Origin of the sequence: Pseudomonas sp. S35 (genome assembly GCF_009866765.1) — a bacterium.
GTDB lineage: Bacteria > Pseudomonadota > Gammaproteobacteria > Pseudomonadales > Pseudomonadaceae > Aquipseudomonas.
Genome location: NZ_CP019431.1, coordinates 5,063,656 through 5,089,543 on the forward strand (window position 1 = coordinate 5,063,656; position 25,888 = coordinate 5,089,543).

At 59.2% G+C, this 25,888-nt stretch carries 27 protein-coding genes and 2 pseudogenes; 16 read left to right on the plus strand and 13 right to left on the minus strand.

The annotated features are described in order from the left end of the window. Window positions 1-27 precede the first annotated feature (27 nt). The 5 genes from PspS35_RS22670 to acs form a co-directional block, all read right to left on the minus strand. A complete protein-coding gene (locus PspS35_RS22670; protein ID WP_159936872.1) occupies window positions 28-1,140 on the minus strand; it encodes a succinylglutamate desuccinylase/aspartoacylase family protein in 1,113 nt (370 codons plus the stop codon). A 1-nt stretch (window position 1,141) separates the two neighbouring features. Then, window positions 1,142-1,840 carry an ABC transporter permease gene (locus PspS35_RS22675; RefSeq protein WP_159936873.1) on the minus strand — a complete coding sequence of 233 codons (699 nt, stop codon included), beginning with the start codon at window positions 1,838-1,840 and terminating at the stop codon, window positions 1,142-1,144. Next, window positions 1,837-2,526: an ABC transporter permease gene (locus PspS35_RS22680; RefSeq protein WP_010208305.1), complete on the minus strand. Its 690-nt coding sequence runs from the start codon at window positions 2,524-2,526 to the stop codon at window positions 1,837-1,839. The genes PspS35_RS22675 and PspS35_RS22680 overlap by 4 nt, the downstream gene beginning before the upstream one ends. A 91-nt stretch (window positions 2,527-2,617) precedes the next feature. Beyond that, window positions 2,618-3,403, minus strand: a complete 786-nt coding sequence (locus tag PspS35_RS22685; protein ID WP_159936874.1) for an ABC transporter substrate-binding protein — start codon at window positions 3,401-3,403, stop codon at window positions 2,618-2,620. A 651-nt stretch (window positions 3,404-4,054) separates the two neighbouring features. After that, window positions 4,055-6,010, minus strand: a complete 1,956-nt coding sequence (gene acs / locus PspS35_RS22690; RefSeq protein ID WP_159936875.1) for an acetate--CoA ligase — start codon at window positions 6,008-6,010, stop codon at window positions 4,055-4,057. 397 nt (window positions 6,011-6,407) lie between these two features. Between acs and PspS35_RS22695 the strand changes: the two genes are divergently transcribed. The 4 genes and pseudogenes from PspS35_RS22695 (at window position 6,408) to PspS35_RS22710 (ending at window position 9,357) form a co-directional block, all read left to right on the plus strand. After that, window positions 6,408-6,677: a DUF2790 domain-containing protein gene (locus PspS35_RS22695; RefSeq protein ID WP_159938106.1), complete on the plus strand. Its 270-nt coding sequence runs from the start codon at window positions 6,408-6,410 to the stop codon at window positions 6,675-6,677. 474 nt (window positions 6,678-7,151) lie between these two features. Next, complete coding sequence (locus PspS35_RS22700; protein ID WP_032879817.1) at window positions 7,152-8,402, plus strand: ribonucleotide-diphosphate reductase subunit beta; 1,251 nt, start codon at window positions 7,152-7,154, stop codon at window positions 8,400-8,402. 62 nt (window positions 8,403-8,464) lie between these two features. Further along, window positions 8,465-8,638: pseudogene (locus PspS35_RS22705) on the plus strand (HNH endonuclease); the annotation flags it as partial. A gap of 71 nt (window positions 8,639-8,709) precedes the next feature. Further along, on the plus strand, window positions 8,710-9,357 hold the full coding sequence (locus PspS35_RS22710) for an HAD-IB family hydrolase (protein ID WP_159938107.1): 648 nt from the start codon (window positions 8,710-8,712) through the stop codon (window positions 9,355-9,357). Window positions 9,358-9,485: 128 nt separating this feature from the next. On the opposite strand, the gene vapC is transcribed toward PspS35_RS22710, so the two are convergent. Together vapC and vapB are read right to left on the minus strand one after the other, a co-directional pair. Beyond that, on the minus strand, window positions 9,486-9,884 hold the full coding sequence (gene vapC, locus PspS35_RS22715) for a tRNA(fMet)-specific endonuclease VapC (protein WP_069558626.1): 399 nt from the start codon (window positions 9,882-9,884) through the stop codon (window positions 9,486-9,488). Beyond that, window positions 9,884-10,114, minus strand: coding sequence for a type II toxin-antitoxin system VapB family antitoxin (vapB, locus tag PspS35_RS22720; RefSeq protein ID WP_034135537.1), 231 nt, complete (start codon window positions 10,112-10,114; stop codon window positions 9,884-9,886). Before vapB ends, vapC begins: the two co-directional genes overlap by 1 nt. Before the next feature lie 236 nt (window positions 10,115-10,350). Here vapB and PspS35_RS22725 point away from each other — a divergent pair. The 3 genes and pseudogenes from PspS35_RS22725 to PspS35_RS22735 form a co-directional block, all read left to right on the plus strand. Then, window positions 10,351-10,710, plus strand: a pseudogene (locus tag PspS35_RS22725) (hypothetical protein); the annotation flags it as partial. 54 nt (window positions 10,711-10,764) lie between these two features. Further along, complete coding sequence (locus PspS35_RS22730) at window positions 10,765-11,712, plus strand: hypothetical protein (protein WP_159936876.1); 948 nt, start codon at window positions 10,765-10,767, stop codon at window positions 11,710-11,712. A 106-nt stretch (window positions 11,713-11,818) separates the two neighbouring features. Continuing rightward, window positions 11,819-12,163: a helix-turn-helix transcriptional regulator gene (locus PspS35_RS22735; RefSeq protein ID WP_159936877.1), complete on the plus strand. Its 345-nt coding sequence runs from the start codon at window positions 11,819-11,821 to the stop codon at window positions 12,161-12,163. A 4-nt stretch (window positions 12,164-12,167) separates the two neighbouring features. On the opposite strand, the gene PspS35_RS22740 is transcribed toward PspS35_RS22735, so the two are convergent. Next, a complete protein-coding gene (locus PspS35_RS22740; RefSeq protein ID WP_238786080.1) occupies window positions 12,168-13,643 on the minus strand; it encodes an amidase family protein in 1,476 nt (491 codons plus the stop codon). Between the two features lie 156 nt (window positions 13,644-13,799). Next, complete coding sequence (locus PspS35_RS22745) at window positions 13,800-14,330, minus strand: hypothetical protein (RefSeq protein WP_238785926.1); 531 nt, start codon at window positions 14,328-14,330, stop codon at window positions 13,800-13,802. 131 nt (window positions 14,331-14,461) lie between these two features. On the opposite strand from PspS35_RS22745, the gene PspS35_RS22750 reads away from it, so the two are divergent. Continuing rightward, on the plus strand, window positions 14,462-14,665 hold the full coding sequence (locus tag PspS35_RS22750) for a hypothetical protein (RefSeq protein ID WP_159936879.1): 204 nt from the start codon (window positions 14,462-14,464) through the stop codon (window positions 14,663-14,665). A gap of 29 nt (window positions 14,666-14,694) precedes the next feature. Here the strand turns inward: PspS35_RS22750 and PspS35_RS22755 are convergent, their stop codons facing one another. After that, a complete protein-coding gene (locus PspS35_RS22755) occupies window positions 14,695-15,741 on the minus strand; it encodes an MBL fold metallo-hydrolase (RefSeq protein ID WP_159936880.1) in 1,047 nt (348 codons plus the stop codon). 121 nt (window positions 15,742-15,862) lie between these two features. Between PspS35_RS22755 and PspS35_RS22760 the strand changes: the two genes are divergently transcribed. From PspS35_RS22760 to PspS35_RS22775, 4 genes are all read left to right on the plus strand, one after another. Further along, a complete protein-coding gene (locus tag PspS35_RS22760; protein ID WP_159936881.1) occupies window positions 15,863-16,489 on the plus strand; it encodes a TetR/AcrR family transcriptional regulator in 627 nt (208 codons plus the stop codon). Window positions 16,490-16,680: 191 nt separating this feature from the next. Further along, window positions 16,681-17,739 carry a diguanylate cyclase gene (locus PspS35_RS22765; protein ID WP_159936882.1) on the plus strand — a complete coding sequence of 353 codons (1,059 nt, stop codon included), beginning with the start codon at window positions 16,681-16,683 and terminating at the stop codon, window positions 17,737-17,739. Between the two features lie 240 nt (window positions 17,740-17,979). Further along, on the plus strand, window positions 17,980-19,299 hold the full coding sequence (locus PspS35_RS30580; RefSeq protein WP_159936883.1) for a PAS domain-containing methyl-accepting chemotaxis protein: 1,320 nt from the start codon (window positions 17,980-17,982) through the stop codon (window positions 19,297-19,299). Between the two features lie 75 nt (window positions 19,300-19,374). Next, on the plus strand, window positions 19,375-19,893 hold the full coding sequence (locus PspS35_RS22775; protein ID WP_159936884.1) for a DUF1003 domain-containing protein: 519 nt from the start codon (window positions 19,375-19,377) through the stop codon (window positions 19,891-19,893). On the opposite strand, the gene PspS35_RS22780 is transcribed toward PspS35_RS22775, so the two are convergent. Next, a complete protein-coding gene (locus tag PspS35_RS22780) occupies window positions 19,890-20,774 on the minus strand; it encodes a LysR family transcriptional regulator (protein ID WP_159936885.1) in 885 nt (294 codons plus the stop codon). The genes PspS35_RS22775 and PspS35_RS22780 overlap by 4 nt on opposite strands. An 80-nt stretch (window positions 20,775-20,854) precedes the next feature. On the opposite strand from PspS35_RS22780, the gene PspS35_RS22785 reads away from it, so the two are divergent. Both PspS35_RS22785 and PspS35_RS22790 read left to right on the plus strand, forming a co-directional pair. Then, window positions 20,855-21,556, plus strand: a complete 702-nt coding sequence (locus PspS35_RS22785) for a CTP synthase (RefSeq protein ID WP_159936886.1) — start codon at window positions 20,855-20,857, stop codon at window positions 21,554-21,556. Beyond that, a complete protein-coding gene (locus tag PspS35_RS22790) occupies window positions 21,553-21,876 on the plus strand; it encodes an antibiotic biosynthesis monooxygenase (protein WP_159936887.1) in 324 nt (107 codons plus the stop codon). Before PspS35_RS22785 ends, PspS35_RS22790 begins: the two co-directional genes overlap by 4 nt. Here PspS35_RS22790 and PspS35_RS22795 read toward each other — a convergent pair. Further along, a complete protein-coding gene (locus PspS35_RS22795) occupies window positions 21,873-22,196 on the minus strand; it encodes a DUF2025 family protein (RefSeq protein WP_159936888.1) in 324 nt (107 codons plus the stop codon). The two genes, PspS35_RS22790 and PspS35_RS22795, sit on opposite strands and share 4 nt — an antisense overlap. Window positions 22,197-22,428: 232 nt before the next feature. Here PspS35_RS22795 and PspS35_RS22800 point away from each other — a divergent pair, with 232 nt between their 5' ends. Both PspS35_RS22800 and PspS35_RS22805 read left to right on the plus strand, forming a co-directional pair. Continuing rightward, the gene (locus PspS35_RS22800) at window positions 22,429-23,556 is read left to right on the plus strand and encodes a glycerophosphodiester phosphodiesterase family protein (protein ID WP_159936889.1); all 1,128 of its coding nucleotides are present in this window, start codon (window positions 22,429-22,431) and stop codon (window positions 23,554-23,556) included. Window positions 23,557-23,677: 121 nt separating this feature from the next. Further along, complete coding sequence (locus PspS35_RS22805; protein ID WP_159936890.1) at window positions 23,678-23,983, plus strand: PepSY domain-containing protein; 306 nt, start codon at window positions 23,678-23,680, stop codon at window positions 23,981-23,983. 50 nt (window positions 23,984-24,033) lie between these two features. Here PspS35_RS22805 and PspS35_RS22810 read toward each other — a convergent pair whose 3' ends face one another. After that, the gene (locus PspS35_RS22810; protein ID WP_159936891.1) at window positions 24,034-25,662 is read right to left on the minus strand and encodes a methyl-accepting chemotaxis protein; all 1,629 of its coding nucleotides are present in this window, start codon (window positions 25,660-25,662) and stop codon (window positions 24,034-24,036) included. Window positions 25,663-25,888: the final 226 nt, after the last annotated feature.

Below are 25,888 nucleotides of genomic sequence, written 5' to 3' on the forward strand. Positions count from 1 at the left end.
GCTGTCGGTTCTCACAAAAACAGGTGGTCAGTCGTTGAGCAAGCGCCCGTGCCGCAGCGCTTCGCGCCCCGCCACCTTGGCCAGCCAGAAACCCGCTTGGGCATAACGTAGCCGTTCAACGGCAAACAACACCCCCGAGGTGCCCGCGCAGACAATGCTGACGCGATCGGTCAAGGGGTCAATCACTTCAAAAATCGCCTCGCCGGTTTCCACCCAGTCACCGGCTTTACGCAGGTAACTGATCACCCCGGCGTGGGGCGCGAACAGCAATTCGGTGCCTTCGAACGGCATGCCTTCGCACGGTGCGTGTTGCGGCGCCGGCCATTCCCCTTTGATCAGGCCTTGCTCGGCGAGGAACGCGAGGATGCCTTCGGCGTGGAAGATGGCTTCATCACGGCCGGTGTCGGCCTGGCCACCCAATTCCAGGGTCGTCGCCAGGCACGCCAACGGGATCTGCGCCTCAGGGAACGCCCGGGACAAACGCAACCAGGGCAGCGAGCAGGCTTCATCAAACGAACTGCCGCCGGAATCTTCCGCCAGCAAGCCAACCGTCACATTCAAATGCGCCGACAGCGAGCGCCACTGGGGCCAGTGCTGGGGCAGCGCGTACATGTGCAGCGCGGCTTCGGCGTCGCAGTGCAAGTCGAGCACTACGTCGGCGGTGCAGGCATGGGTCAACAGCACGCGTTGCATGCCTTGCAACTGGCTGCCGGGCTCGGGCAATGCGTTGAGTGCATCGCGCATGGCCTGACGGATCAGGCGCACGTTGGCGTGGGGATCATCACCCAGCTTGCCTTGCAGCAGCGCGGCAACCGGTTCACTCAACTCGACGAAGTCGCGGTTGAAGTTCTTGCCGCTGCCAATCTCGAAACGCCCTTGGTGGCTGCCTTGCAACAGTTGGCCCAAGCCCATCGGGTTGGCCACCGGCACCAGCTCGATCACCCCATTGAGGGCGCCTTGCTGTTCCAGTTCGGTGAGGCGCTTTTTCAGCTCCCAGGCAGCACGCATGCCGGGCAGTTCATCGGCGTGCAGGCTGGCCTGGATATAGGCCTTGCGCTCGCCCTTGCCGAAACGGAACACGCTCAGCTGGCGCTCGCAACCCAGGTGGCCCCAGGGCAACAGATGATCGATACGTTCCATATCAGTGCTTCCGTGGAGCCAGGTAGCTCAGCCAGCGGCGCTCGGCCAACTTGAACAGGCGCACCAGGATAAAGGTCAGGCACAGGTAGAACAGGCCGGCGGTAATGTAGGCTTCGAACGGCAGGTAGAACTGGGCGTTAACCGTGCGCGCGGCACCCGTGATGTCGATCAGGGTAACGATGGACGCCAGGCTGGTGGTCTGCAGCATCATGATCACTTCGTTGCTGTATTGCGGCAGTGCACGACGCAGGGCCGACGGCAACAGGATGCGGCGGTACAGTTTGTAGCGCGACATGCCCATGGCCTTGGCCGCTTCGATCTCGCCATTGGGCGTGGCCTTGAGGCTACCGGCAATGATCTCGGCGGTGTAGGCGCTGGTGTTGATCGCAAAGGCCAGGCACGCGCAGAACGTGGCGCTGGACAGCAGCGGCCATAGGAAGCTCTCGCGCACCGCCTCGAATTGGGCCAGGCCGTAGTAGATCAAGAACAGTTGCACCAGCATCGGCGTACCGCGGATCACATAGGTGAACAGCCAGGCCGCGCCGTTGACCACAGGCTGCTTGGACACACGCATCAAGCCCAGGGGCAAGGCCGCGAGCAGGCCGAAGAACAGCGAGATGGCGAGCAGTTTAAGGGTGGTCAGCAGGCCGCCAAGGTACAGCGGCATGGCCTCCCAGATGACGTTGTAGTCGAAGATCATAGATCAGCCGCCCTTACGCCTACCGAGTAGCGCTTCTCAAGATGACGCAGGGCCAACAGCGACACACTGGTAATCACCAGGTACATCGCGGCCACTGCGAGGAAGAAAGTGAACGGCTCGCGGGTGGCATCTGCCGCCTGCTTGGCCTTGAACATCATGTCTTGCAGGCCCACCACCGAGATCAGCGCAGTGGCCTTGGTGAGGACCAGCCAGTTGTTGGTGAAACCGGGGATCGCCAGCCGGATCATCTGCGGCACCATCACCCGGAAAAACACCTGGAAACTGCTCATGCCATACGCAAGGCCGGCCTCGGCCTGGCCCTTGGGAATAGCCATGAAGGCGCCACGGAAGGTTTCCGACAGGTAGGCGCCAAAAATGAAACCCAGGGTGCCGATACCGGCGGCCAAGGGGTTCAAGTCGATATAGTCGTCGTAGCCCAGCATCGGCGCGACGCGGTTGAGCAAGTCCTGGCCGCCGTAGAAAATCAGCAGGATCAGCACCAGGTCGGGGATCCCGCGGATCACCGTGGAGTACAAGTCACCCAGCCAGGCCAACCAGCGCACCGGCGACAGGCGTAACGCGACCCCGATCAGACCCAGAACAATGGCCAAGGCCATGGACGACAAGGCGAGCTGAAGCGTCAACCATGCGCCATCGAGGATGACGGCCCCGTAGCCTTTCAACATGATTCAGGTCCTCGAAAAGGGGGATGAAAAAATGGCGCAAACCGCAGGAATTCTGTTGCTTGCGCCATTTAGGGCAGATCGCTGCGACGATTTACTTGGCGTCAGCGCCGTAAATATCGAAGTCGAAGTACTTGTCCTGGATTTTCTTGTATTCGCCGTTGGCACGGATTGCGGCAATGGCTGCGTTGATGCGGTCGAGGTTTTCCTTGTCGCCTTTGCGTACGGCGATGCCGATGCCGTCACCGAAGTACTTGGCGTCGGTGAACTGTGGGCCCACGAACGCGTAGCCTTTACCGGCTGGCGTCTTCAGGAAGCCGTCTTGCAGCAGGGTGGCGTCGGCCACGGTGCCGTCGAGGCGACCGGCTTCCACGTCCAGGTAGATTTCGTTCTGCGAGCTGTAAGGCACAACCGTGGCGCCTTTAGGAGCCAAGACTTCCTTGGCGAAACGATCGTGGATCGAACCGCGTTGCACACCGATCTTCTTGCCCTTCAATTCATCCAGGCTGTCGCTGACGGCGGTGCCTTCCTTCATCACCAGTTGAGCTGGGCTGAGGTAGTAACGGTTGGTGAAGTCCACGGACTTCTTGCGGTCTTCCGTGATGGACATGGACGACAGGATCGCGTCGATCTTGCGCACTTTGAGCGCAGGGATCAGGCCGTCGAACTCTTGCTCGACCCAGGTGCACTTGACCTTCATCTCTTCGCACAGGGCGTTGCCGATGTCGTAGTCAAAACCGACGATGCTGCCATCCGGTGCCTTGGAGGCAAACGGAGGGTAGGCCGCTTCGATACCAATTTTCAGGGGCTTGCCTTCAGCGAAAGCCTGCATGGACAACACGGACAGCGCCAGGGCGCCCAACAGCACGAGTTTCTTCATCTTGGGACTCCATCGGTATAGGGCAAAACAGCAGTATGAGCCATGGCCCACGATGCGGCGAAGGTGAAACCGAATAGCGGTACTTCGTCCTACACCAGTTGACGCTGGAGACGACGAGCGAGTGATCGGCATTCTAACGACAGGCCGGAAGCCGATATTTCCTCAATGCGACAACAATTTACAGAAGCACTGAGAAAGCGGTTTCAGCACATTGACAGCCCCTGGATTTTATGCAGAGACAAAAGACATTAAACCTGTAGATGCTGCAAATTGCGGGCCTATTATTCGCAAACCCTTCTGGGACGGCAAGTCTGGCGTTTAATCTTATTGCCGGGGGTGTCTAAAGCGCGGTTTTTCGGGGCATAAGCGTAGCCGTTTGCCTCATGTTTGGGCGATGGGTTACACATTTGTGCCGCTCGGTAACATTCAGAAACCTCCTATACGATAAACCGATATTTATTTGACTGATGGAGATTCAAGTGTGGGAGGGGGCTTGCCCCCGGTTGCAGTGGGTCAGTCAACTCATCTATCGCTGAAACACCGCTATCGGGGGCAAGCCCCCTCCCACATTGGATCTCCATTGGTTTCAAGACCCCACAAAAAAGCCCTACCTGGCTTACACCAGATAGGGCTCTGTCCTACCAACCCGCCTTACGCGACGTTCATGGTCTTGTGCGTCTCAATCAAATGCGCCACCACACTCGGATCCGCCAGGGTGGAGATATCACCCAACCCGTCGTACTCGGCCGTGGCAATCTTGCGCAGGATACGGCGCATGATTTTGCCCGAACGGGTCTTCGGCAAGCCCGGCGCCCATTGGATCACGTCCGGCGAAGCAATCGGCCCGATTTCCTTGCGCACCCAGTTTTTCAGTTCCAGGCGCAGCGCTTCGTTCGGCTCTTCGCCATTTTTAAGGGTGACATACACATAGATGCCCTGCCCCTTGATGTCGTGCGGCACACCCACTACCGCCGCTTCGGCGACTTTCGGGTGGGCAACCATGGCGCTTTCGATCTCGGCGGTGCCCATGCGGTGGCCGGACACGTTCAACACGTCGTCTACACGCCCGGTGATCCAGTAGTAACCATCTTCGTCACGGCGTGCGCCGTCACCGGTGAAGTACATGCCACGGAAGGTCTTGAAGTAGGTGTCCACGAACCGGTCATGGTCGCCAAACAGCGTACGCGCCTGGCCCGGCCACGAGTCGAGGATCACCAGGTTACCTTCGGCAGCGCCTTCGATCAGGTTGCCCAGGTTGTCCACCAAGGCCGGTACCACGCCGAAGAACGGCCGCGCCGCCGAACCCGGCTTGAGCGCATGGGCGCCCGGCAGCGGGCTCATCATGTTGCCGCCGGTCTCGGTCTGCCACCAGGTGTCGACAATCGGGCAACGGGATTGGCCGACGTTCTTGTAGTACCAGTCCCAGGCTTCCGGGTTGATCGGCTCGCCTACGGAACCGAGCAAGCGCAGGCTGCTGCCATCAGCACCTTCAACGGCGGCGGTGCCCGAGGCCATCATCGCGCGGATCGCGGTCGGCGCGGTGTAGAGGATATTGACCTTGTGCTTGTCGACAATCTTCGCCACCCGGGTGATGTCCGGATAGTTGGGCACGCCTTCGAATAGCACGGTGGTCGCGCCATTGGACAGCGGGCCGTAGACGATATAGGTATGGCCGGTGACCCAGCCGACGTCGGCGGTGCACCAGTAGATTTCGCCAGGGCGGTAGTCGAACACGCGCTCATGGGTGAGGCCGGCGTACAACAGGTAGCCGCCGGTGGTGTGCTGCACGCCTTTAGGCTTACCGGTGGAGCCGGAGGTGTAGAGGATGAACAGGGCTTCTTCGGCGCCCATCTCTTTTGGCGCACACACGGTGCCCGCCACTTTCATCAGGTCTTCGTACCAGATGTCGCGATGCTGGTTCCACTTGATCGTGCCATTGGTGCGCTTGCACACGATGACCTTCTGGATGCTGCTGGTTTCCGGATTGGTCAGGGCGTCGTCGACGTTGGCCTTGAGCGGAACTTTCTTACCGGCGCGGATACCTTCGTCAGCCGTGATCACCACCTTCGACTTACAGTCGATGATGCGACCGGCCAGGGCTTCCGGAGAGAACCCGCCAAACACCACCGAATGGATCGCACCGATGCGGGTACAGGCCAGCATGGCGACCACGGCTTCGGGGATCATCGGCATATAGATAGTCACCACGTCGCCGCGGTGCACGTCCTGGCCACGCAGGGCGTTGGCGAACTTGCAGACTTGTTCATGCAACTCGCGGTAGGTGATGTTGCGGCTCTCGGCCGGGTCATCGCCCTCCCAGATGATCGCAATCTGATCGCCACGCTCGGCAAGGTGACGGTCCAGGCAGTTGTAGGAGACGTTCAGGGTGCCATCGGCGAACCATTTGATGTCGACGTGGTGATCGTCGAACGAGGTTTGCTTCACCGTGGTGAAAGGCTTGATCCAGTCAAGACGCTTGGCTTGCTCACGCCAGAAACCGTCGGGGTTGACCACCGACTGCTGGTACATGGCCTTGTAGGTCGCCTCATCGGTCAGCGTGTTGGCTGCTACTTCGGGGCGAACGGGGTACAGGGAAGCCGCACTCATCTTTCTTACCTCGGTGACAATAGTTGTTTTTGTATGCCCTGTTGTAGCCGGGGCGGCCCCATAGAACCATTCGACGATGGTAGTAACAAGCCCCTACAGATTGCCCTGGTATCGGCTGACAGGGCTCTGGGCCAAGGCCTGCACCGCTTTGGGCTGTGTGTGAAAAAACCTTTACCACCGGATTGTTACAAAAACCGCCAATAGTGTTTATCAAAAGCACGGGTATATGAATATAACCCGTGGGCCTAAAATCAACTCCGTCAACACGACACTGTGATTAACAACGCAACAGCCCCCACGAAGGCAACGTTAATCCGAACTCACCCACCCTAAGTTACACACGCGGCCTCACAAGGGCCCCGTGACCCCTTTCGCCCTGAAGAAGGTAAGTAAAGAAATGAAAGCTCTTGTAGTTATGGCCCTCAGCAGCTTGTGCGCCACCGCCGCCCTGGCCGACGAAGCCCCGACCGAGCTGGCCGGCCAGAACGCCCCGATTGTTGAGAATTACACCTACAGCACGCACTTGGACGTCGCCAAAGTATTGTCCATGAGTGAAGTTCCGAATGTATGTGAAGTTGTACCCGCGAAGATGGTATATGAAGATTCACAGGGCCAGCGTCATGTTCTTAATTATAAGATCATGGGCAACGGTTGCTCTAACGGTTAACAACTTCTGAAGTTGGAGTCTTATTCGCCGCAAGAAATCGTTCTTGCGGCAAAGAGCTTGCCCCTCCTCCCTGCGTTGCAGCCCCTCGAAAAAAATCCCGCCGCTCGTCTCCCAGCCAACCCCAACAAAGCCGAGCCCTGGCTAGAAAAGCAGGCTTTTTGTCTGCAATCCGTGACCATCCGTCACAACACAAACGCGTTTTTTTCCCTATAATGCGCGGGTAAATCGGGCCTGCAATATCCCTTTACACAGGGATGAAGAGCCAGACCTTGAGCCTGCGCGGGAGCACGCACCTGTCGCTCCGCCCCTCAAGCCTCAAGCAGAGCACCCGTTACCCAATTCCGTTTAATGCCTGCGCGAGCTGTTGCAACAAACGATTCCTTAAGATCCACCGCGGCCCTAGGGCCGTGTGAACACCCAACCATCCGGTTTCACACGGGCACCTTTGAGCCCTCACGCAGGAGACGACAAGTCATGCTGAGCTGGGACGAATTCGACAAAGAAGAAGAAGGCGAAGTAGCCGCCAAAGGCGCCAACGCCGGCCACGCCACCGAAGCCAACATGGACCGCCTCGACGGTGCCGGTGCCGCTGCTGCCATCGAAGCCCGTGCCGTCACCGCCAGTGACTCCGCCGCCATCGTGCGCGCCAAGGCTGCGTTGGACAAACTCGACGTCGCCGAAGGCCTCGCCGAGCTGGAGGGCTCCGCCGCCCGTGTCGCCGTTGACGAAAAGCGCATGATCAACTGCCGCGCCGACCTCAACCAACTCGTGCCCTTCAAGTACGACTGGGCCTGGCAGAAGTACCTCGACGGCTGCGCCAACCACTGGATGCCGCAAGAGGTCAACATGACCGCCGACATCGCCCTGTGGAAAAACCCCGAAGGCCTGACCGACGACGAGCGCCGCATCGTCATGCGTAACCTCGGCTTCTTCTCCACCGCCGACTCCCTGGTTGCCAACAACCTGGTGCTGGCCGTGTACCGCCTGATCACCAACCCGGAATGCCGCCAGTACATCCTGCGCCAGGCCTTCGAAGAGGCGATCCACACCCACGCCTACCAGTACTGCATCGAATCGCTGGCCATGGATGAAGGCGAGATCTTCAACATGTACCACGAGATTCCGTCGGTCGCCAAAAAGGCAGCCTGGGGCCTGAAGTACACCCGCTCCATCTCCGATCCGAAGTTCGAAACCGGCACCGTCGAGACTGATAAAGAGCTGCTGCGCAACCTGGTCGCCTACTACTGCGTCCTGGAAGGCATCTTCTTCTATTGCGGCTTCACCCAGATCCTGTCCATGGGCCGCCGCAACAAAATGACCGGCGTGGCCGAGCAGTTCCAGTACATCCTGCGCGACGAGTCGATGCACCTGAACTTCGGTATCGACGTGATCAACCAGATCAAAATCGAAAACCCACACCTGTGGGATGCCGAGATGAAGGAAGAAGCGACCCAGATGATTCTGCAAGGGACTCAGCTGGAGATTGAATACGCTCGCGATACCATGCCGCGCGGCGTGCTGGGCATGAACGCGGCGATGATGGAGGACTACCTCAAGTTCATCGCCAACCGTCGCCTGTCGCAGATTGGCTTGAAGGAAGAGTATCCGGGGACGACCAACCCGTTCCCTTGGATGAGCGAGATCATGGACTTGAAGAAAGAGAAGAATTTCTTTGAGACCCGTGTGATCGAGTACCAGACGGGTGGGGCATTGAGCTGGGATTGATTCCTGAGCCGACCATCACCATAAAGCCCTGACCTGTTCAGGGCTTTTTTATGCTCAGTGAACTGCCACTTCTTGAAGCACATCACGTCAGGCACCTCGCCCAGAAGGGTTCGGATCGCACCGCCAATGCTGTAGCCTTGTGCCCCAATTGCCATCAGCGTTGTCACCGGTCGAGTGACCGAGTGGCTTTCACCGAAGGGCTTTACGCCAAAATCGGAAGATTGGCACGGGAGTAGACTCCTGCTGTCACACCTGATGCACACTCAAAAATACTAGATAGGACCGAGGCCAACCCGTGAACCCAGACATGCTCGAAGCCGGCCCCATCGACGCCAAAGTGCTTTCCGTCTTTGACTTCGACGGCACCCTGACCCACCACGACAGTTTCGTGCCCTTCCTCAAGTTTGCCTTTGGCCCCGGCGAGTTCTATGGCCGCATGGTCAAGCTGGCGGTGCCGGGGCTGCGCTTTTTGGTGCGGCAGATCAGCCGGGATGAGTTGAAGGCGCAGTTGATCCGCACCTTTATGACTGGGGTGGAGAAGGCGTGGGTGCAGCAGAAGGCCGAGGAGTATTGCCAGCGCAATTGGGCGCGGTTGATGCGCCCAGCGGGGGTGTTGTCGGTGGAGCAGGAGTTGGGCTCGGGCGCGGTGGTGACACTGTGTTCGGCGTCGCCGGCGTTGGTGTTGCAGCCGTTTGCCGATCGGCTTGGGATCAAGTTGATTGGCACTGAGCTTGAGGTGATCGACGGGGTGTTGACCGGCAAGCTCACCGGGAATAACTGCCGGTGTGAGAACAAGGTGCTGCGGCTTGAGGCGGTGTACGGGGATTTGGGCGAGTATCGGCTCAGGGCCTGGGGCGATACGCGTGGGGATCGGGAGTTGCTGGCGGCAGCGCAGGATGCGCATTTTCGGCATTTTCATGCGAAGAAGAAAAAGCGGGCTCGGTTGCAGCGGTGATGGGGGTAATTGGGATCGGCTGGAACACCGAGTCGATCACTTCGCAGCCCCGCTGGGGCTCGACAGTTCCCACATTTGGATCCGCGTGGTGCGTAAGCCGTATTCGGGACGGCGTTTTAACACGCCGCTTACACCCAATCTTCTACCCGCAAACCTGGCACGCGGTCGAACTCGCGCCGGTTGTTAGTGACCATAATCAGGCCCTGCGAACGGGCATGCCCAGCGATCATCTGGTCGTATGAACCTATCGGAGTACCAGCTCTCGCTAGCTCAGCACGAAGTTGGCCTGTGTGCATAGCGGCATCCTGGTCGTATTTCAAAACTTCCAGACGTGCTGCAAAGCCTTCGACATCAGCCAGGTTTCGCTCTGGGTTAGGTGATTTTTCCGCGCCGTAAATCAGCTCCATCAGGGTTACTGTACTGATAGCTAGTTGGCCATAGTGCTTTTTGAATGTTTCGCGCACCTGCTGGGGTCTGTTTTTGATTGTGAAGATACAGATGTTGGTATCGAGCATGAACTTGAGCATTAAAAAGATTCCCGCTCTTGGTCAGCAGGCTGATCCCGGTCGTTCATGAAGTCCGGCGTGACACCCTCGCCATCGAACCAGCTGTCCCATGACTCACCGGCTGGGGTGATGATTCGGGCCCTACCGATTGAGACGACATCTACACGTTTTACGTCATCCGGCAGCGCAGCAGCCTTTGGCAAACGTACAGCTTGGCTGCGGTTGCTTTGAAATACAGAACCTTGGTCCATAATGGCCTACCTCCAGTGGTCGTGTGATTACGCAACGCTACACCACCGAATGGATATGTCAATGGGATATACATTTCGTTACTGGTCGAACGTTGATTTTCGACAAACCAAGCAGCTCGCGGTCTTCGTGAAACAGGCCCGTCATCCGCTGCGGTCGCGAAAATGGTAATGAGTGCTCAAATTCGTTAATAAATCCACTTCTCGCCTTGAAAACGCTAGCGATACGGGTTTATAGCTACGCCACGGGCCCCATGGTCGGCATGGTGATTGCCGGGCACATGCCGTTGGCGCCGTTCCTGATTGCCAGCGCGATTGCCTTCAGCAGTGTGTTCCTGATGCTCGGTATCCTGCTGGCAACCGTGCTGTTCATTGCGGGGCCGATCGGCTTCAGCCAGGCAGACAGCCTGCTCACCTGGTGCCTGGCGATGTTCGTGTTCACCTTGGGTGAGATGATCATCTATCCCTCGGAGTACCTGTTCATCGACACCATTGCCCCAGATGCCCTGCGCGGCAGTTACTACGGCGCCCAGAACCTGACGGCGGTGGGTGGCACCTTATGTTTCTTGAGTGGGCGGCGGGTTGCAGGTTCTTGCTGATATTTACGTGGGATCCCGCTATTAATAGCGAAACTTCTCACGGACCCGAGCCCCATGAAATTCGACACGGCCTACAGCCTGAGTCTCGATGAAAAGCTGTCGATCTACGACGTACGAGAGCTGAATTTCGACGAAACCGCTGTCTACGACTCTGAAAAGGACAGTTTCCTCTGTCCCAACGATGCGTGCCGAGGGGCGTTCGATACGGGCAATGCGTTGAGCACGTTCAATGCAAAAAACGTCAACTACGTGCGCACGCCGCATTTCAAGAACAAGACCAGCACCCGGCACATCGAAGGGTGCCGCTACGCCAGCACGCACAAGGGCGCTACCGATGAAACCGACGACGAGCGCGAGGACCATTTCCCGTCGGAATTTTTACTGACTCGACGTACGTACCCGCGCAGCACGCCGGTGGCTGGTGCCGAGGCGCAGATCCCACAGGAGCCCGCGAAAACTCCTTCAAGCCTCGCCAGCCCATCTGTCAGCAGCAGCGACACCACTGCGGATAAAACCAGCGTATTCGCCCACCCAGTGGAGTGCTTTGTGTCCAATATCGACGACAAGGACACGCTCAAGCGCATGCCGCTGAAAATCGGCGAGCACACCGCGACCTACTGGACGTTTTTCAAGAAGATCGAATACCTGCAAGACAACAAGGGCCTGATCTACTGGGGCAAGATCAAGGCGATCAAGGATTACACCAGCAGCTTTCGCATCGACTTCGAAAAGAAGGTATGGCTCGACAAGAAGCCCTACTCGGTCAATGTGTACCTGAATAAAAAACTGATCGAAAACTACCGCAAGCGCACGGCGTTCCTGGAGCAGATCAAGGCCGCGGTGAACAGTGAGCGGGCGCTGTATTGCTTCTTCTTCGGGGTGACTCCGCAGCTGAGGCACGTGCCCAGCAAGAAGAACCCCGAGCAGACCTTCGGCGTGTTCAGCGCGAATATCGAGAACCTGGATCACCTGATTATTCGGGAGGCGGCAGGGGTGGAATAAGGGGTGGCAGAAATGCCGTCAAAAAAATCCAGTTGATGAGCGGTCAAAACAACTGTACAAAAACACAGTATAGTTTGCCCTCCCCGTCGAACCCTGGAGAAACCCCATGTCCTCCCTGGCAATGAGCTCTTTTGTAGAACAGCAGATCGTCCTGCACCAATTCACCACCCAACACAGCGTACAGGCCCGTGCAATGCTGGGTTGGAGCCGAGAAGAACTGGCTCGCCAGGCGGGCGTGGCGGTCGAGTCGGTTCAACGGTTTGAAGGCCAGGGCGACGTGGATGATCAAACCCGTTTGATCCTGGCGTTTCGGCTAGAAGCGGAAGGGCTGGTGTTTTTCCCAGGGTTTGCACCGGGATGGGGGATGAGCGCCCGCCGGTTCAACGCATCTCCTGTCGAACCCGCTGCGCGAGGCGTCATCTCCCAACTACGGTACCCAAGAACCGCGTGATCGTTTAAAGCCCAGGCTTGGTATCGACCTTCGCGGCTTGCTCATAACCATGGGCGACGGCCAGCAGCATGGGGTCGCTCCAGAGGGCACCGAAGAAGTAAGCGCTGGTCGGCACACCGCTCTCATCTTTACCGGAAGGTACCGAGATGCCTGGATAGCCGGCCACTGCGACCGCAAAATAGCTGTTCGTTTCGAAGTCCGACACCATAGCATCGAGCTTTTCACCGTCGATCAACTCATCTACGGTGCTGCGGAAATTTCGTATCAACGTATCCCATAGAGGCTTTCGCTCCTCGGTGGTCAGGGTGGACGCGTCAACTTCCTTGAGTAGCGGTTGGTGGTCACTCTCGGTGCCATCGCGTTTGTCATTGAACGAGATCAACTCAGACACTGACTTGATCGGCAGCCCATTGCGCTTACTCAAGTAATCGTTCAATTCCTCCTTCACATCCGCGTACAGCAATTCGCCATAGCGGGAAGGGTCTGCCAAGCGCATGTTCACCGGTACCAGCACTGCGCCTTTGCCACTTAGCACTTGCAGGGTTTGACTGAATTGTGGGCTGTTGTCCATCGGCAGGATTTCGCCATTGATGGAAAAGGTTGCGGGATACCCGATACGTTTATCCTTCAACACGCCAGGCTTAAGCAGTGCGGTGTAGTCAATGCCTTCAGGCGCATTCGCATTTGCCGCATCGTGAGGATCGGTTCCCGACATGGCGTTGAGCATCAATGCGGTATCAAACACCGAGCGCGCCATTGGCCCTGCCGTGTCCTGTCGATGGCTGGCGGGAATGATACCGCTGCGACTCAACAGGCCAACGCTGGGTTTGAAACCGACCACCCCGTTGAACGCTGCGGGCACGATGATGGATCCATTGGTCTCAGTGCCCACGGCAAGCGGTGCCAAGCCGGCAGCGACCGCAGCAGCCGAGCCTGAACTTGAACCGCCCACCTGCGCATCCGCGTGATGCGGGTTGAGCGTTTGCCCTCTCCGGCTGCTGAAGCCATCGGCGCCACCGCGAAAGCCGGCCAATTCAGTCAGGTTGGTTTTACCCAGAATCACCGCCCCCTGCGCACGCAGGCGCTCGACAATGAACGCGTCCTTGCTCGCCGCCGCGCCAATCAATCCATAGGCGCCCGCGCTGGTTTGCTGGGTGTCACCGGTCTCGATATTGTCCTTGAGCAGGACGGGAATGCCGTGCAGCGGGCCTCGAACCTTGCCACTGGCACGCTCGCGGTCGAGTTCGCGAGCAATCTCCAGCGCTTGAGGGTTGAGTTCGATGATCGCTTTTAACGCCGGGTCCAGTTGGCGGATACGCTCTAGCAAGTAACTGACCAAATCTTGCGACTTGAGCCCGTCTGGCCGGCTCATTTGCTCGCTGAGCGTTCGAACACTGGCGTATTCCATACCCGGCGAAACCGCCTTGGCTGCATCAGTTGACGGCTGCCCACTCACCCAATTGGCCGTATTGCGAACCATTGCGTTAAAAACATAACTCACAAGCATGAACGGCTCCCGGGAAGGACAAGAAATAACTAAGTACCACCATTGATCCTCGCACCAGTCTAAAAACGCCCCGCCTCCAAGGGTATGAGCCGTAGGCCATTCACTGCGTAAGATTGTTCAACGCACTGGTTAACCCTGAGCATCCGCCAGGCAACGGGCACTGCGATACGCCTGTATCAGCGTCGCCAGAGAATCCTTCGACCATCGTGCGCTATAGAACCAACATGTCGTTCCGTCCCCAAGCGGCTCGCCAAACACCGGGTACCCACTCCAGCAGGCCGCATGGAACGCAGCGCTTTGGCTGTCTGACACCAAGGCATCGAGCTGGAACTCACTTACAAGCTCATCGATTTCATTGCGACCGTTCTGATTGAATCGCAGGATGTCGTCGGTCCGTTGTGCAGGCACTGACAACAGTTGCGCACCTGCCCTGCGCAGGATATCCAGCGCCCGCAGGAAGGGCTCACGGTGTTCAATGAGTTCGTGGCCATTGCCCCCCCTGTAGCGGTCGGCAAACCCCACCCGCCTGCCTTCCAGCGCTTTGGCGGTGGTGAGGGTGTTGTCGCCATGCACCAGCGGTACTTCCACCATGACGGGCTCCGTGGGGTCGACACCACTCAGCGCGCAGAGTGCAAGCGCCGGGTCACGGAGGGTTTTCATCATCGGCCCCGGCACGTCATACCTGGGGGTTGGCAGACCAGCAACGGGAGGTTTCGTAAGGAGGCACTCTGCCTGCAAAGCGATGCCGCCTTTGGCGCCTTGCTGGTTGTGGCGATCGCAAGGTTGCACTGATGGCGCTGATGGCGCTGATGGCGCTGATGGCGCTGGTGGCGGACAGGGTAGGCGAGAAAATAAGAGCGGCTCTTTCGGGCAGGGCAGCGATGGGAGCCAATTTATCCTACATATTCCTTCCATTAGAAACCGTCCTGGACCATGAGTTTGCCCAGATCATCGCACCTCGCCCGGCCATTTGTCGCAGAGCCGAAACACCCTGAAAACTCCTTTTCTTCAGCTAAAGCGTGGGTTAACTCACAACATGTTCTTCCTGCCCTTGAGCCTCCACGTCCAACCACCACGCGTACCCACGCTCAGGCTGGCTCAAGCTGAATGCCTGACCCATCGGTGGCGTGGCAATCGACACATTGCGCTCCCATGCCAGCGCCATGATCCGGTCAAACGGCTCGTGCCAGGCATGGAACGCCAGGTCGAAGGTGCCGTTGTGGATCGGCAGCAACCAACGCCCCTTGAGGTCGATATGCGCTTGCAAGGTTTGCTCCGGCTGCATGTGCACGTGGGGCCAGTCGACGTTGTAAGCACCGGTTTCCATCAGCGTCAGGTCAAACGGCCCGTACTGCTCGCCGATGCGCTTGAAACCGTCGAAGTAACCGGTATCGCCGCTGAAAAAGATTCGCCGAGCAGCATCGATCATCACCCAGGAACACCACAGCGTCTGGTTGCCATCAAACAGGCCGCGCCCGGAAAAATGCTGCGCCGGCGTGGCCACGAACCGAATGCCATCCACCTCGGTGCCCTGCCACCAATCCAGCTGGCGGACCTTGCCGGCCTCCACCCCCCACTTGACCAGGATGTCGCCCACGCCCAACGGCGCAAGAAAGTAACGGGTCTTGTCGGCCAATTGCACGACGGCCTTACGGTCAAGGTGGTCGTAATGGTTATGGGAAAGAATCACCGCCTCCAGAGGTGGCAGCTCTTCAAGGCTGATGGGCGGCTGGTGAAAGCGCTTGGGGCCGGCCCAACTGAACGGCGAGGCGCGCTCGGCAAATACCGGGTCGGTCAGCCAGAATTTACCGCGCATTTTCAGCAATACCGTGGAGTGCCCCAAGCGAAACACGCTGTGATCAGGGGCTGCCAACAGCTGCTCACGGGTCAGCGGCTGCACCGGGATAGTCCCGACCGGGCGCGTGGTGCGCGGCTTGTTAAACAGCATGTTCCAGAAAATACGCAGGGTTTTGCCAAACCCACCATGGGGCACAGGCGGGACGTTACTGAAGTGCGACGTGCCCTGATCAGCGGCAGATGAAGGGGCGACGCGCGATGAGAGGGTGGCCATTGCAGAGTGACTCCTACGGTCCGCTGACAAATTACACTGCACAGTGTAGTTTCAAGATTGCAACAAAATCCGGAGCAAGTAAACTGTCGAGTGTAATTTAGCCCCTGAGCCGAGCCCCACCATGACTGCCCCTCAACGCCTCACCGACCGTAAACGCCAGGCCATTGTGGCAGCGGCCATCGCCGAATTTCGCGAGAACGGCTTCGAGGTGACCAGCATGGACAAGATCGCTGCCACTGCGGGCGTCTCCAAGCGCACGGTGTACAACCACTTCCCCAGCAAAGAAGAGTTGTTCGCCGAGATCCTCCACCAACTGTGGGCCAGCAGCGTCGCGCAACTCGACGTCAGCTACACCAGCGACCGCCCGCTGCGCGAGCAATTGCGCGGGTTGCTGGAGGCAAAGATGAAGATGATGTCGGACGCCAATTTCCTCGACCTGGCACGGGTCGCCATCGCCGCCACCATCCATTCCCCAGAACGAGCGCAAGACATGGTCACCCGCCTGAGCCAGCGCGAAGAGGGTTTCACCCAGTGGGTACGTGCCGCCCAGGAAGACGGCCGCCTGTGCTGCACCGACCCCGCCTTCGCGGCTCATCAGATCCAGAGCCTGCTCAAGGCCTTCGCGTTCTGGCCCCAGATCACCCTGGGCCAGCCCACCCTCGACGCCCCCAACCAAGCCAGTGTGATCGAGTCCGCCATCGACCTGTTCCTGGCCGGCTACGAAGTCACGCCGCTGCCCGCCCAGTGATGCCTGTTGTATAAGCGACACTAAAGGTCGTTTTTGACGCTTTCGCCCTCTGTTTTGCGCAAATGGCCTGGAAGGCCACTGATTATTGCCACGCTAATCACTGACAATATTCACCGGCCTTATCCGATCAACGGCTCATCCAGCGAACGCGCGCCGCCGTATAGGTAAAAAAGCAGCTCAACCGGGATTCTATGGAAAACAGACAAGGCAAAGGACTTTCGTTTGCCAGACGCATCTACAGGCCCAGGATCATCGGCTCTGCCATGTGCAGCATCAGTGTGATTGCGGCCCTGTATCCGTTGGCGATGCCTGGATGGGTCTGGGCAGTGCTGCTGGCCAATGGTTTTGTCTGGCCGCACCTGGCGTATCAAATGGCTACACGCGCCAAAGTCCCCTATGACGCCGAACGTCGCAACCTGGTGTATGACGCGTTATTCAGCGGCTTCTGGGCCGCGGCGTTGCAATTCGCGCCCTTGACCACCGTGACCTTGCTGTCGATGGTCTCCATGAACAACGTCGCCGCGGGCGGTAAACGCCTGCTGTTACGCGGCATAGTCGCCCAAGTATTGGGTGCCGGGGTGGCGATCGCGTTGTTCGGCCTGCACTTCAACCCCAGCGTCAACCTGGCTCAGGTGTACGCGTGCCTGCCAATGCTGACGCTCTACCCGATGGCCATCGGCATGATCTGCTATCAATTGGCGATCAAGCTATCGGAACACAAACGCGCCCTCAGTGCCCTGAGCCGCATCGACAGCCTCACAGGGTTGCTCAATCACGGCTCCTGGAAAGACTTGCTGCACCTCAAGTTCCATAAGTGCCAACAGCAACACACCCACGCCACGATTGCGTTGATCGATATCGACCATTTCAAGCAGATCAACGATACCCATGGCCATATCGTCGGCGACGCCGTGCTCCGCCAATTGAGCCTGGAATTGAGGCGTAACCTGCGGGAAAACGACCTGGCTGGACGTTACGGAGGCGATGAATTCTGTGTGATCCTTCCGCAAATGTCACAGGACGAAGCCGCACGGGTCATGGAGCGCATTCGCGAAATCTTCAGCAACTATCGCGCTCCGCACATCCCAAACCTATGCGTGAGCCTGAGCATTGGCCTGGCGGATTTCCAGCCCTCCTTCACCGACGCTGCCATGTGGCTGAATGCTGCGGACAGGGCGCTGTATGCCGCGAAGGACACCGGGCGCAACCGGGTGAATCTGAGCGACGCAAGAGTCGCCTATTCGGCCTGATATCGCCCTGCTTGGCACCCAAGAAGATGGCGTAGAGCCACCATTTGTCGCCTACCCAAAAAAGGTCCTGCCTTTGGGGCGAACTTCTTGTCACGCTGATCACTCTGAATCCCCTGTTCTATCCCCCCTCTGTCAGCGCCAGGAAGCCGACAATGAGCACGTCAACCGTAGGCCAAGCGCCGTACGGGGGCAGGCGCCCCAACATGGAAAACCCCGACGTTGCTTGCCCGAGCCCCAACGATGCTATTCAACAGCCATAAAAAAACCATCCACACCCTGCAACACCGGGTGGCCCATCAGGCCAGCATACTGGACGCCATCGAGCGCTCCATGGCGGTGATCGAATTCGACCCGCAAGGCAACGTGCTGCGGGCCAATGACAACTTCCTGCAGACGATGGGCTATCGCGCCGAGCAGGTTGTGGGGCAGCCTCACCGGATGTTCTGCACAGCGGCGTTCGCCCGTAGCGCTGAGTACCATCAGTTGTGGTCGAGCCTGCGCAGCGGCCAGTTCCAATCAGGCACGTTCGAACGCGTAGGCAACAACGGTCAGTCGGTGTGGCTGCAAGCCAGCTACAACCCGGTATGTGACGACGCAGGCCATGTGATCAAGGTGGTGAAGTTCGCCATGAACGTGACCCCGCGCCTGCAAGCCGAGAGTGAAGCCAACGCCAAACTGGAAGCGATTGGCCGGGCCATGGCGGTGATCGAGTTCAACCTCGACGGTACCATCATCACGGCCAACGCCAACTTCCTGCAGCGTATGGGCTACAGCCTGGCGCAGATCCAGGGCAAGCATCACCGCCTGTTCTGCACGACGGAGTTGGCCAACAGCAAGGCCTACAGCGAGTTCTGGCAGCGCCTCAACCAGGGAGAATTGTTCAGTGGCCAATTCGAGCGCGTGGATAAAAATGGCCGAACGGTGTGGCTCGAAGCCAACTACAACCCGGTGTACGACGCCAGCGGGCACCTGTGCAAAGTGGTCAAGTTCGCCTCGGACGTCACCGCCAACGTGCAGCAATATGCAGCGGATGCAGCAAGCGCGGCCCAGGCCTATCACATCTCGCTGAACACCCGGCACATCGCCGAAAAAGGCGCCGAGGTGATCCAGCAAAGTGCCAGCGGCATGCGCGAAATTGCCGCCGACATCGACGGCTCCTCGCAACTGATCGCCAAGCTGGGCGAGCGCTCCCAACAGATCACCACCATCGTCAACACCATTCGCGGCATCGCCGACCAGACCAACCTGCTGGCGCTCAATGCGGCCATCGAGGCGGCACGCGCGGGTGAGCAAGGTCGTGGGTTTGCCGTAGTGGCCGATGAAGTTCGCCAATTGGCCGCACGCACCAGCGGCTCGACGGCGGAAATTTCCAGCATGATCGCGATGATCCAGGCCGAAACCCGCCAGGCCATCGACAGCATGGACAACACCCGCGACCGCGCCGCCCAAGGCGTAGACCTGGCCAACCGCGCCGGCACGGTGATCCTGCAGATTCGCGAAGGCACCAGCGAGGCGGTGCAGGCCGTGAGCGCGTTCGCCAATGAGCGGGGCAACCGCTGACCCGATCTTCATGCGGGCGGCGGGCGGCTCGGTCTATAGTGTTTCCTTGTCTTACGTTGAAGATTAGAGCCCAACATGACCCCAGATACCCCTGAAGTCGCCCCCGTCGATCACCTGCGCTTCCACCGCCCCCACGCGCACCTGGCACCGACCTTCGGCAACGACACCTTTGCCCTCAAGGCCGAAGCTTTCGCCCGATTCTTCGGCACGCCGACCTTTCTGGGCGCGCAAACCGCAATCGTGGTGCTGTGGGTGGTGCTGAACATGACCGGCATTACCCACTTCGACGTGTACCCGTTCATCCTGCTTAACCTGGCCTTCAGCCTGCAATCGGCCTATGCCGCGCCACTGATCCTGTTGGCCCAGACGCGCCAGGCCGCCCGGGACAAGGCCCAGTCCGACGCCGATGCCCAGCACCGTGAAGCCCTGGCCATCGCCAACACCGAGCGTCAGGCCCAGGCTGCGCAGACCACCAAACAATTGCTGGAATTGCTGGAGCAAAACACTCGGCTCACGGAAATGACCAAGCAACTGACAGAACATATCGAGAGCCTGACGTGTGAAATGCATGAGCACTTTGTGCGAAAAATCTAATGCCCCGGCAGGCGTACATGCCGTCCCAACTCATCAAACAACGTCACCACTGAACGCAATGCCCGGCAATCGGGACGCGTGAGCAACCATAGCGCCGTGTCATGCCCCGCCAACGCAGGGCCCAGCGGTTGCAGCGTGCCATCCAAAAGAAAGTCCGGCAACGCCGCCACGCCCAGTCCGGCGCGCACCAACTCGGTCACCGACAACATGCTGTTGCAGCGATAACTGGGGCGCACACCCGGCAACTGTTCGCGGCGCCAGGCAACCGTGGGGTGGTCGGGCAAGAAGTCATCCGGCGCGATCCAAGCCAGCTCCGCCAGTTCGCGGCCTGCATGGTGGAGTGCATAGTCAGCACTCGCACAGACTTGGTACGACACAGCGCCGAGACAACGTCCTACGAGATGCTCCGGCGGCGTCTGGGTAAGGCGTAGGGCAATGTCCGCGTCGCGGCGGCTGAGGTTGGCGAAATCGTTGGAGGTGCTCAACTCGAGGGTCAGCGCCGGGTACTTGGGCATGAACTGCGCCAGCGCCGGCAGCAGCAAGCCTTGCAGCACCGAATCGGTACAGGTCAGGCGCACCGTGCCGCTGATCACTTCACCGCCCTGCTCCACGCCAATACGCGCCGCTTCCAACGCCTGTTCGGCACGCTCGGCCTGCTGCGCCAGGTGGGTGGCCAGGCTGGTGGGCAAGTAACCGGCGCGGCTTTTTTCAAACAGCGTCTGGCCCAGCGCCGCCTCCAGGCGCCGTACCGCGCGGAACACCGTGGACACGTCCACCCGCAACAACGCCGCCGCCCGCGCCAGGGAGCCGCCGCGTACCAGGGCGAGGATCAGCGAGAGGTCGGGGTAGTCAATTGAATAGTGCGCTGGCGCATAGAGCATGTGGGTAAACGCCAATATTGATTGCGTGAGCGCCAATCTATAGTGCGCCTCAACCCGCCACAAGCCATGGAGCGCACACGATGACAGCCACACGCCTACGCCTCGCCTTGATTGGCGATTACAACCCGGACGTGACCGCGCACCAGGCGATTCCCGTGGCCCTGCAACGGGCAGCCAACGACCTGGGCCTGAGCATCCATGTGCAGTGGCTCGACACCGACACCCTGCCTGAATCGCTGCACGACTTCGACGGGTTCTGGTGCGTACCCGCCACCCCTTACCGCGATACCGACGGCGCACTGCGCGCGATCCGTTTTGCCCGCGAGCAGCGCCGCCCATTCCTCGGCACCTGTGGTGGTTTTCAACATGCACTGCTGGAATATGCCCGCAACGTACTGGGTTGGGCCGATGCCGAACACGGCGAAGTGGCCCCTGACGCAAAACGCGCCGTGATCACACCCTTGACCTGCGCGTTGGTGGAAGCGACCGACACGGTACGTTTAGTGCCCTACACGCGCATTGCCGACGCCTACGGTAGCCTTGATCTTGAGGAAGGTTATCGCTGCCGTTACGGAGTGAACCCCGAGTTTGCCCGCGCGTTGCTGGAGGGCGATCTGATCGCCTGCGGTCACGACCGCGCAGGCGACCTGCGTGCGGTGGAATTGCTCGACCACCCTTTCTTTGTCGCCACCCTGTTCCAGCCCGAGCGCACGGCGCTCAAGGGCATCACGCCCCCCTTGGCGAGCGCCCTGCTCAAGGCGTGCCTGGCGCAATCGGCATGATCGCCAAGACCCCCACTGCGCCCTACTACGCAGTAATTTTCAGCTCACTGCGCACCGACGGCGATCACGGCTACGGCGAGGCCGCCACACGCATGCTGGAACTGGCACGGCAACAACCAGGCTTTCTCGGCGTGGAGTCGGCGCGGGAAGACGGCCTGGGAATTACCGTGTCGTACTGGAGCAGCGAGGCGGCGATCCTGGCGTGGAAACAGCAGGCCGAGCACCGAGGTGTACGTGAACAGGGCCGCGCCACCTGGTACTCGGCGTTTCAGACGCGGGTGTGCAAGGTGGAGCGGGCTTACGGTTTTGAGGCGAGTTAACTCACCAGACTGCGCAACGCACTGATCTGAGGAATCTCTACTCTGCGCATATAAACGCGCAGCGGCTCAGTGATGTTGATGCGGTCGTCGATGTTCTGGTCCAGCAGCAACTGGATGCGTTCGCGTGACAGGGTCATCGTCTGCTCGGGGGCGGGCAGCCAGACAAATTCGGCGGTAGGAATGATGCCGTCATCGGCCACGTCCATGCCGAAGGAGTCTTCGCTGAAACGTACGATGTACTGGCCGCTCTTGCGGTTAAGGCCCACAAACCCGTGGAGTTGGTCGGCGGCCTGGCAGATAAGCTCGGAAGTGATGCGCATGGTAAACCTCACTGAAAAGTCCCACAGGGACTGGAAAGATGGTTTACACGCGTGGCGGAAATTGCTGCCCTCTAGCGGGGCGGCTGCGGTCAAGAGTACTGCAATGCCTGGAAAAAAAACCGAGAAAATTGACCGGTGCGCACGTTAATGTCGGTTTGGTGATAGCGCCTTTCGCAATCAATTGTTAAAAAGGAGGCCTTCTCAAAGCTACCTCCACGAAAGGACTTCGCATATGCCTGTCACGTTCACCAAGAGCGCCCTGCTGCTCGCCCTGATGCTTGGCCTTGGCCAGGCGCAGGCTGCCGACCCGATCAGCCCGGCTGAATTGGCGACTAACGAAGGCATTCCCTACCCCGCCGTGATCGCTCACCGTGGCGCCTCCTACGACGCCCCCGAGTCCACGGCTGCAGCCTACAAGGTCGCACGCGACTTGGGCGCCGACTACCTGGAGCTCGACCTGCAACGCAGCAAGGACGGTGTGCTGTTCGCCCTGCACGACAACAACCTGCAGCGCACCACCGACGTGGCCACCAAGTTCCCTGAGCGCAAAGACGCGCCAGCCAACGAGTTCACCTGGAAAGAACTGCAAAGCCTCGATGCCGGCAGTTGGTTCAACGCCGCCTACCCGGACCGTGCACGCCCAGGCTTCGTCGGCCTGAAGATCCTGAGCCTGGACGACATCATCAAGATCGCCGAAGGCAACCCGCAGCACAAACCCGGCCTGTACATCGAAACCAAAGAGCCCAAGCAATTTCCCGGTATCGAAGCCGACCTGAAAAACAAGCTGCTGGACAAAGGCTGGTTGAGCTCCGCCGGTTCAAAACTGGGCAAGAGCAACACCGGCGTCGGCCAGGGCAAGGGCCGTGTGGTGCTGCAAACCTTCGAGACCGCCAGCCTTAAAGAGCTGCAGAAAGAAATGCCCAACACCCCGAAAATCCTGCTGTTGTGGGTGGGTGAAGGCAGTATCGAACCGAAAACCAAGCAGACCTTCGCCGAATCCGGCGAACCGACCAAAGCCGCCTACTACGCCAAGCAAGAACCGAAAGACGCCGCCGAATTCGAAAAATGGATCGACGAAGCCAAGAGCCTCGGCGCCATCGGCACCGGCCCTTCGGCTGAACTGACCGACCACGGCGACCAGAGTTACTCCGACCTGGTGAAGCCTGAAATGAACACGCTGACCCACGACAAAGGCTTGCTGGTGCATGTGTACACCGTCGATGAGCCGGTGGATTTCGAGAAAGTGATGAAAGCCGGCGTCGACGGTATCTTCACCAACCGCGCTGCCGAACTGCTGAAGTTCTACAAACGCTGGCCGTCGTCCAGCGTGCAGGATCTGCTCAACGACCATAAATACTGAAATCCTGCGCGCCGTGCGAATTGAACAAACGGCGCAACTGCTTGAAATAATTAAGCGTGAATTAAGTTGTGCTGGTTAACCTGAGGCCACTTAAACAGCTCACCGAAGAAGGATACACAGCATGAAAACCTTGACCACTCTGTTCGCCGCCGCTGCCATGACCCTGACTGCCGGCCTGGCCCAAGCTGATGTTCGCCCGGACCAGATCGAAGGCCTGCTCAAGTCCGGCGCGGTAAAACCTTTCGAACAGCTCAACAAAGACGCCCTGGCCAAACATCCTGGCTCCAGCATCACCGACACCGAGCTGGATCACAAAAACGGTGTACTGGTGTACGAAGTCGAAATGACTGACACCACCGGCAAGAAGTGGGATGTGAAGCTCGACGCCAAGACCGGCGCCGTGCTGGAAGACAAGCAAGACACTTGATCCGAAGCGCAAGAAAAACGCCACCCAGGGTGGCGTTTTTTTATGCCCGATCAGGCCCCCAAGCGCGCCGTGACTTCATTCAACTCGCCGGATAACCCACGCAGGTTATGGCTCGCCGCTTCGGTGCGTTGCACGTTATTGAGGTTGGCCGTGGCCACCTCGGTGATCTGGGTGATATTGCGCGAAATGTCCTCGGCCACCGAAGTCTGCTCCTCTGCCGCCGTGGCGATCTGACGGTTCATGTCGCGAATCGCTTCCACCGCTTGGGTGATGTGCGCAAGCATCGCACCGGCCTGGGTGACTTTCTCCACACTCTCGTCGCTGCACGTCTGGCCGCTGACAATCGCCTCGGCCGCACCCACCGCACCGGTTTGTACCGCCTGGATAATCTGGTTGATCTCGATGATCGACGCCGCCGTGCGTTGCGCCAGGCTGCGCACTTCATCGGCCACCACCGCAAAACCACGGCCAGCCTCGCCGGCGCGTGCCGCCTCGATCGCCGCGTTCAACGCCAGCAGGTTGGTCTGTTCGGCGATGCCGCGAATCACTTCCAGCACCTTGCCGATGCGCACGCTGTCGGTTTCCAGGCGGCGGATGATGGTGCCGGTGTTGAGGATTTCATTGCGCATCCGGCCGATGGTGGCAATGGTCACTTGCATCACTTCACCGCCTTCGCGGGCCGAGTGATCCGCTTCGTCCGCCGCACGTGAGGCGCTCGCGGCATGGCGTGCAACTTCCTGGGCGGTGGCCGACATTTCGGTCATGGCCGTGGCCACTTGGTCGGTGCGGTTGAATTGTTCGTGGGTGCCCGTCGCCATCTGCCCGGCGATGGCATTCAACTCGCCGCTGGCACTGACCAGGTCGGTAGCGCTGCGCTGCAAGCGGTTGAAGGTTTCGGCGAGGAAGTCGCGCAAGGTATTCGCGGCGGCGGCCAGATGGCCCAGTTCGTCCTGGCGACGGCTGGCCACGGGTTCGGCAAAACGGCCGTGGCTGAGTTGGGTCACGTAGTCGATCAAGCCACGGATCGGCAGGATCAGGTTGCGGTTGATCAACCACAGGCTGAACAGGCCGATCAACACGCCGGACAGCAACATGATTCCCAGGCCCACCAGCACGGTGCGCTCGGCATAGGCACTGATGGCCTGGGCTTGCTGCCGGCCTTGAGCGCGCAAGTCGCTGACCAGGGCGCTCATCTGCTCGCTGGCGGCGCGGTCCACGCCTTTGACTGCCGTGTCGCCAACCGTTGCATCACCGCCCGCCGCCACGTAGGCATCGCGGCCCTTCTGATAGGCCACGCCCAGTTGCTGGTGCTCCTGGCGCAGGGTTTCGATGCGTTGGCTCAAAGGTGCGTCGCTGCGGGTCTGGGTCACCAGACGCGTGAGGATGCCCTGCACATCACGCTGGCGATCCTGGAACTGGCCCCAATATTTCTCCATGTCCTGAGGCTGCTTGCCACGCAACAACACGTTTTTCCATTCCTGCACCTGCACCTTGAATTGCAGGTTGGCCTCGTCGATCAGCTGCGAGGTGAGTAACGGCCCATCAATCAAACTGCGATAACTCTGCACCCCATTGGAGAGGAAGTTGAAGCAGGCCAGGGCGATCAACAATATCGCCAGCAAGCTGCCGCCGAGCAGCGAGAGGATTTGTGCTCTCAAGGAGGTTCGCAAAACATTCATCGGGGAAAAGCCTCGATACAGGTAAATAGCGTCTGCACGCCTTGACCTCCCTGTCGACAAAGGCACCGCGCTTCCCTGACGGTTGTTATGCGCTGAATCGGCCGGACTAGAGCCTTCTTTAAGGGTTTTCGACAGTTGGTCAATAAAATGTCACCAAAGCGAAATAAACAAAAAATTGTCATAAAAATGTCAAACAACCCTGTAATCATTCGCCACGCGACCTGTG

Excerpts from the sequence above, each read along its gene's own strand:
- PspS35_RS22745 (WP_238785926.1), bottom strand. The coding sequence starts at position 14,330 with ATGAAAACCCTCCGTGACCCGGCGCTTGCACTCTGCGCGCTGAGTGGT.
- PspS35_RS30580 (WP_159936883.1), top strand. The coding sequence starts at position 17,980 with ATGCTATTCAACAGCCATAAAAAAACCATCCACACCCTGCAACACCGG.
- PspS35_RS22795 (WP_159936888.1), bottom strand. The coding sequence starts at position 22,196 with ATGCGCATCACTTCCGAGCTTATCTGCCAGGCCGCCGACCAACTCCAC.
- PspS35_RS22755 (WP_159936880.1), bottom strand. The coding sequence starts at position 15,741 with ATGGCCACCCTCTCATCGCGCGTCGCCCCTTCATCTGCCGCTGATCAG.
- PspS35_RS22695 (WP_159938106.1), top strand. The coding sequence starts at position 6,408 with ATGAAAGCTCTTGTAGTTATGGCCCTCAGCAGCTTGTGCGCCACCGCC.
- vapC (WP_069558626.1), bottom strand. The coding sequence starts at position 9,884 with ATGCTCAAGTTCATGCTCGATACCAACATCTGTATCTTCACAATCAAA.
- vapB (WP_034135537.1), bottom strand. The coding sequence starts at position 10,114 with ATGGACCAAGGTTCTGTATTTCAAAGCAACCGCAGCCAAGCTGTACGT.
- PspS35_RS22760 (WP_159936881.1), top strand. The coding sequence starts at position 15,863 with ATGACTGCCCCTCAACGCCTCACCGACCGTAAACGCCAGGCCATTGTG.
- PspS35_RS22750 (WP_159936879.1), top strand. The coding sequence starts at position 14,462 with ATGGCGCTGATGGCGCTGATGGCGCTGATGGCGCTGGTGGCGGACAGG.
- PspS35_RS22765 (WP_159936882.1), top strand. The coding sequence starts at position 16,681 with ATGGAAAACAGACAAGGCAAAGGACTTTCGTTTGCCAGACGCATCTAC.
- PspS35_RS22780 (WP_159936885.1), bottom strand. The coding sequence starts at position 20,774 with ATGCTCTATGCGCCAGCGCACTATTCAATTGACTACCCCGACCTCTCG.
- PspS35_RS22680 (WP_010208305.1), bottom strand. The coding sequence starts at position 2,526 with ATGTTGAAAGGCTACGGGGCCGTCATCCTCGATGGCGCATGGTTGACG.
- PspS35_RS22730 (WP_159936876.1), top strand. The coding sequence starts at position 10,765 with ATGAAATTCGACACGGCCTACAGCCTGAGTCTCGATGAAAAGCTGTCG.
- PspS35_RS22775 (WP_159936884.1), top strand. The coding sequence starts at position 19,375 with ATGACCCCAGATACCCCTGAAGTCGCCCCCGTCGATCACCTGCGCTTC.
- PspS35_RS22790 (WP_159936887.1), top strand. The coding sequence starts at position 21,553 with ATGATCGCCAAGACCCCCACTGCGCCCTACTACGCAGTAATTTTCAGC.
- PspS35_RS22710 (WP_159938107.1), top strand. The coding sequence starts at position 8,710 with ATGCTCGAAGCCGGCCCCATCGACGCCAAAGTGCTTTCCGTCTTTGAC.
- PspS35_RS22700 (WP_032879817.1), top strand. The coding sequence starts at position 7,152 with ATGCTGAGCTGGGACGAATTCGACAAAGAAGAAGAAGGCGAAGTAGCC.
- PspS35_RS22685 (WP_159936874.1), bottom strand. The coding sequence starts at position 3,403 with ATGAAGAAACTCGTGCTGTTGGGCGCCCTGGCGCTGTCCGTGTTGTCC.
- PspS35_RS22785 (WP_159936886.1), top strand. The coding sequence starts at position 20,855 with ATGACAGCCACACGCCTACGCCTCGCCTTGATTGGCGATTACAACCCG.
- PspS35_RS22740 (WP_238786080.1), bottom strand. The coding sequence starts at position 13,643 with ATGGTTCGCAATACGGCCAATTGGGTGAGTGGGCAGCCGTCAACTGAT.
- PspS35_RS22800 (WP_159936889.1), top strand. The coding sequence starts at position 22,429 with ATGCCTGTCACGTTCACCAAGAGCGCCCTGCTGCTCGCCCTGATGCTT.
- PspS35_RS22675 (WP_159936873.1), bottom strand. The coding sequence starts at position 1,840 with ATGATCTTCGACTACAACGTCATCTGGGAGGCCATGCCGCTGTACCTT.
- PspS35_RS22670 (WP_159936872.1), bottom strand. The coding sequence starts at position 1,140 with ATGGAACGTATCGATCATCTGTTGCCCTGGGGCCACCTGGGTTGCGAG.
- PspS35_RS22735 (WP_159936877.1), top strand. The coding sequence starts at position 11,819 with ATGTCCTCCCTGGCAATGAGCTCTTTTGTAGAACAGCAGATCGTCCTG.
- acs (WP_159936875.1), bottom strand. The coding sequence starts at position 6,010 with ATGAGTGCGGCTTCCCTGTACCCCGTTCGCCCCGAAGTAGCAGCCAAC.
- PspS35_RS22805 (WP_159936890.1), top strand. The coding sequence starts at position 23,678 with ATGAAAACCTTGACCACTCTGTTCGCCGCCGCTGCCATGACCCTGACT.
- PspS35_RS22810 (WP_159936891.1), bottom strand. The coding sequence starts at position 25,662 with ATGAATGTTTTGCGAACCTCCTTGAGAGCACAAATCCTCTCGCTGCTC.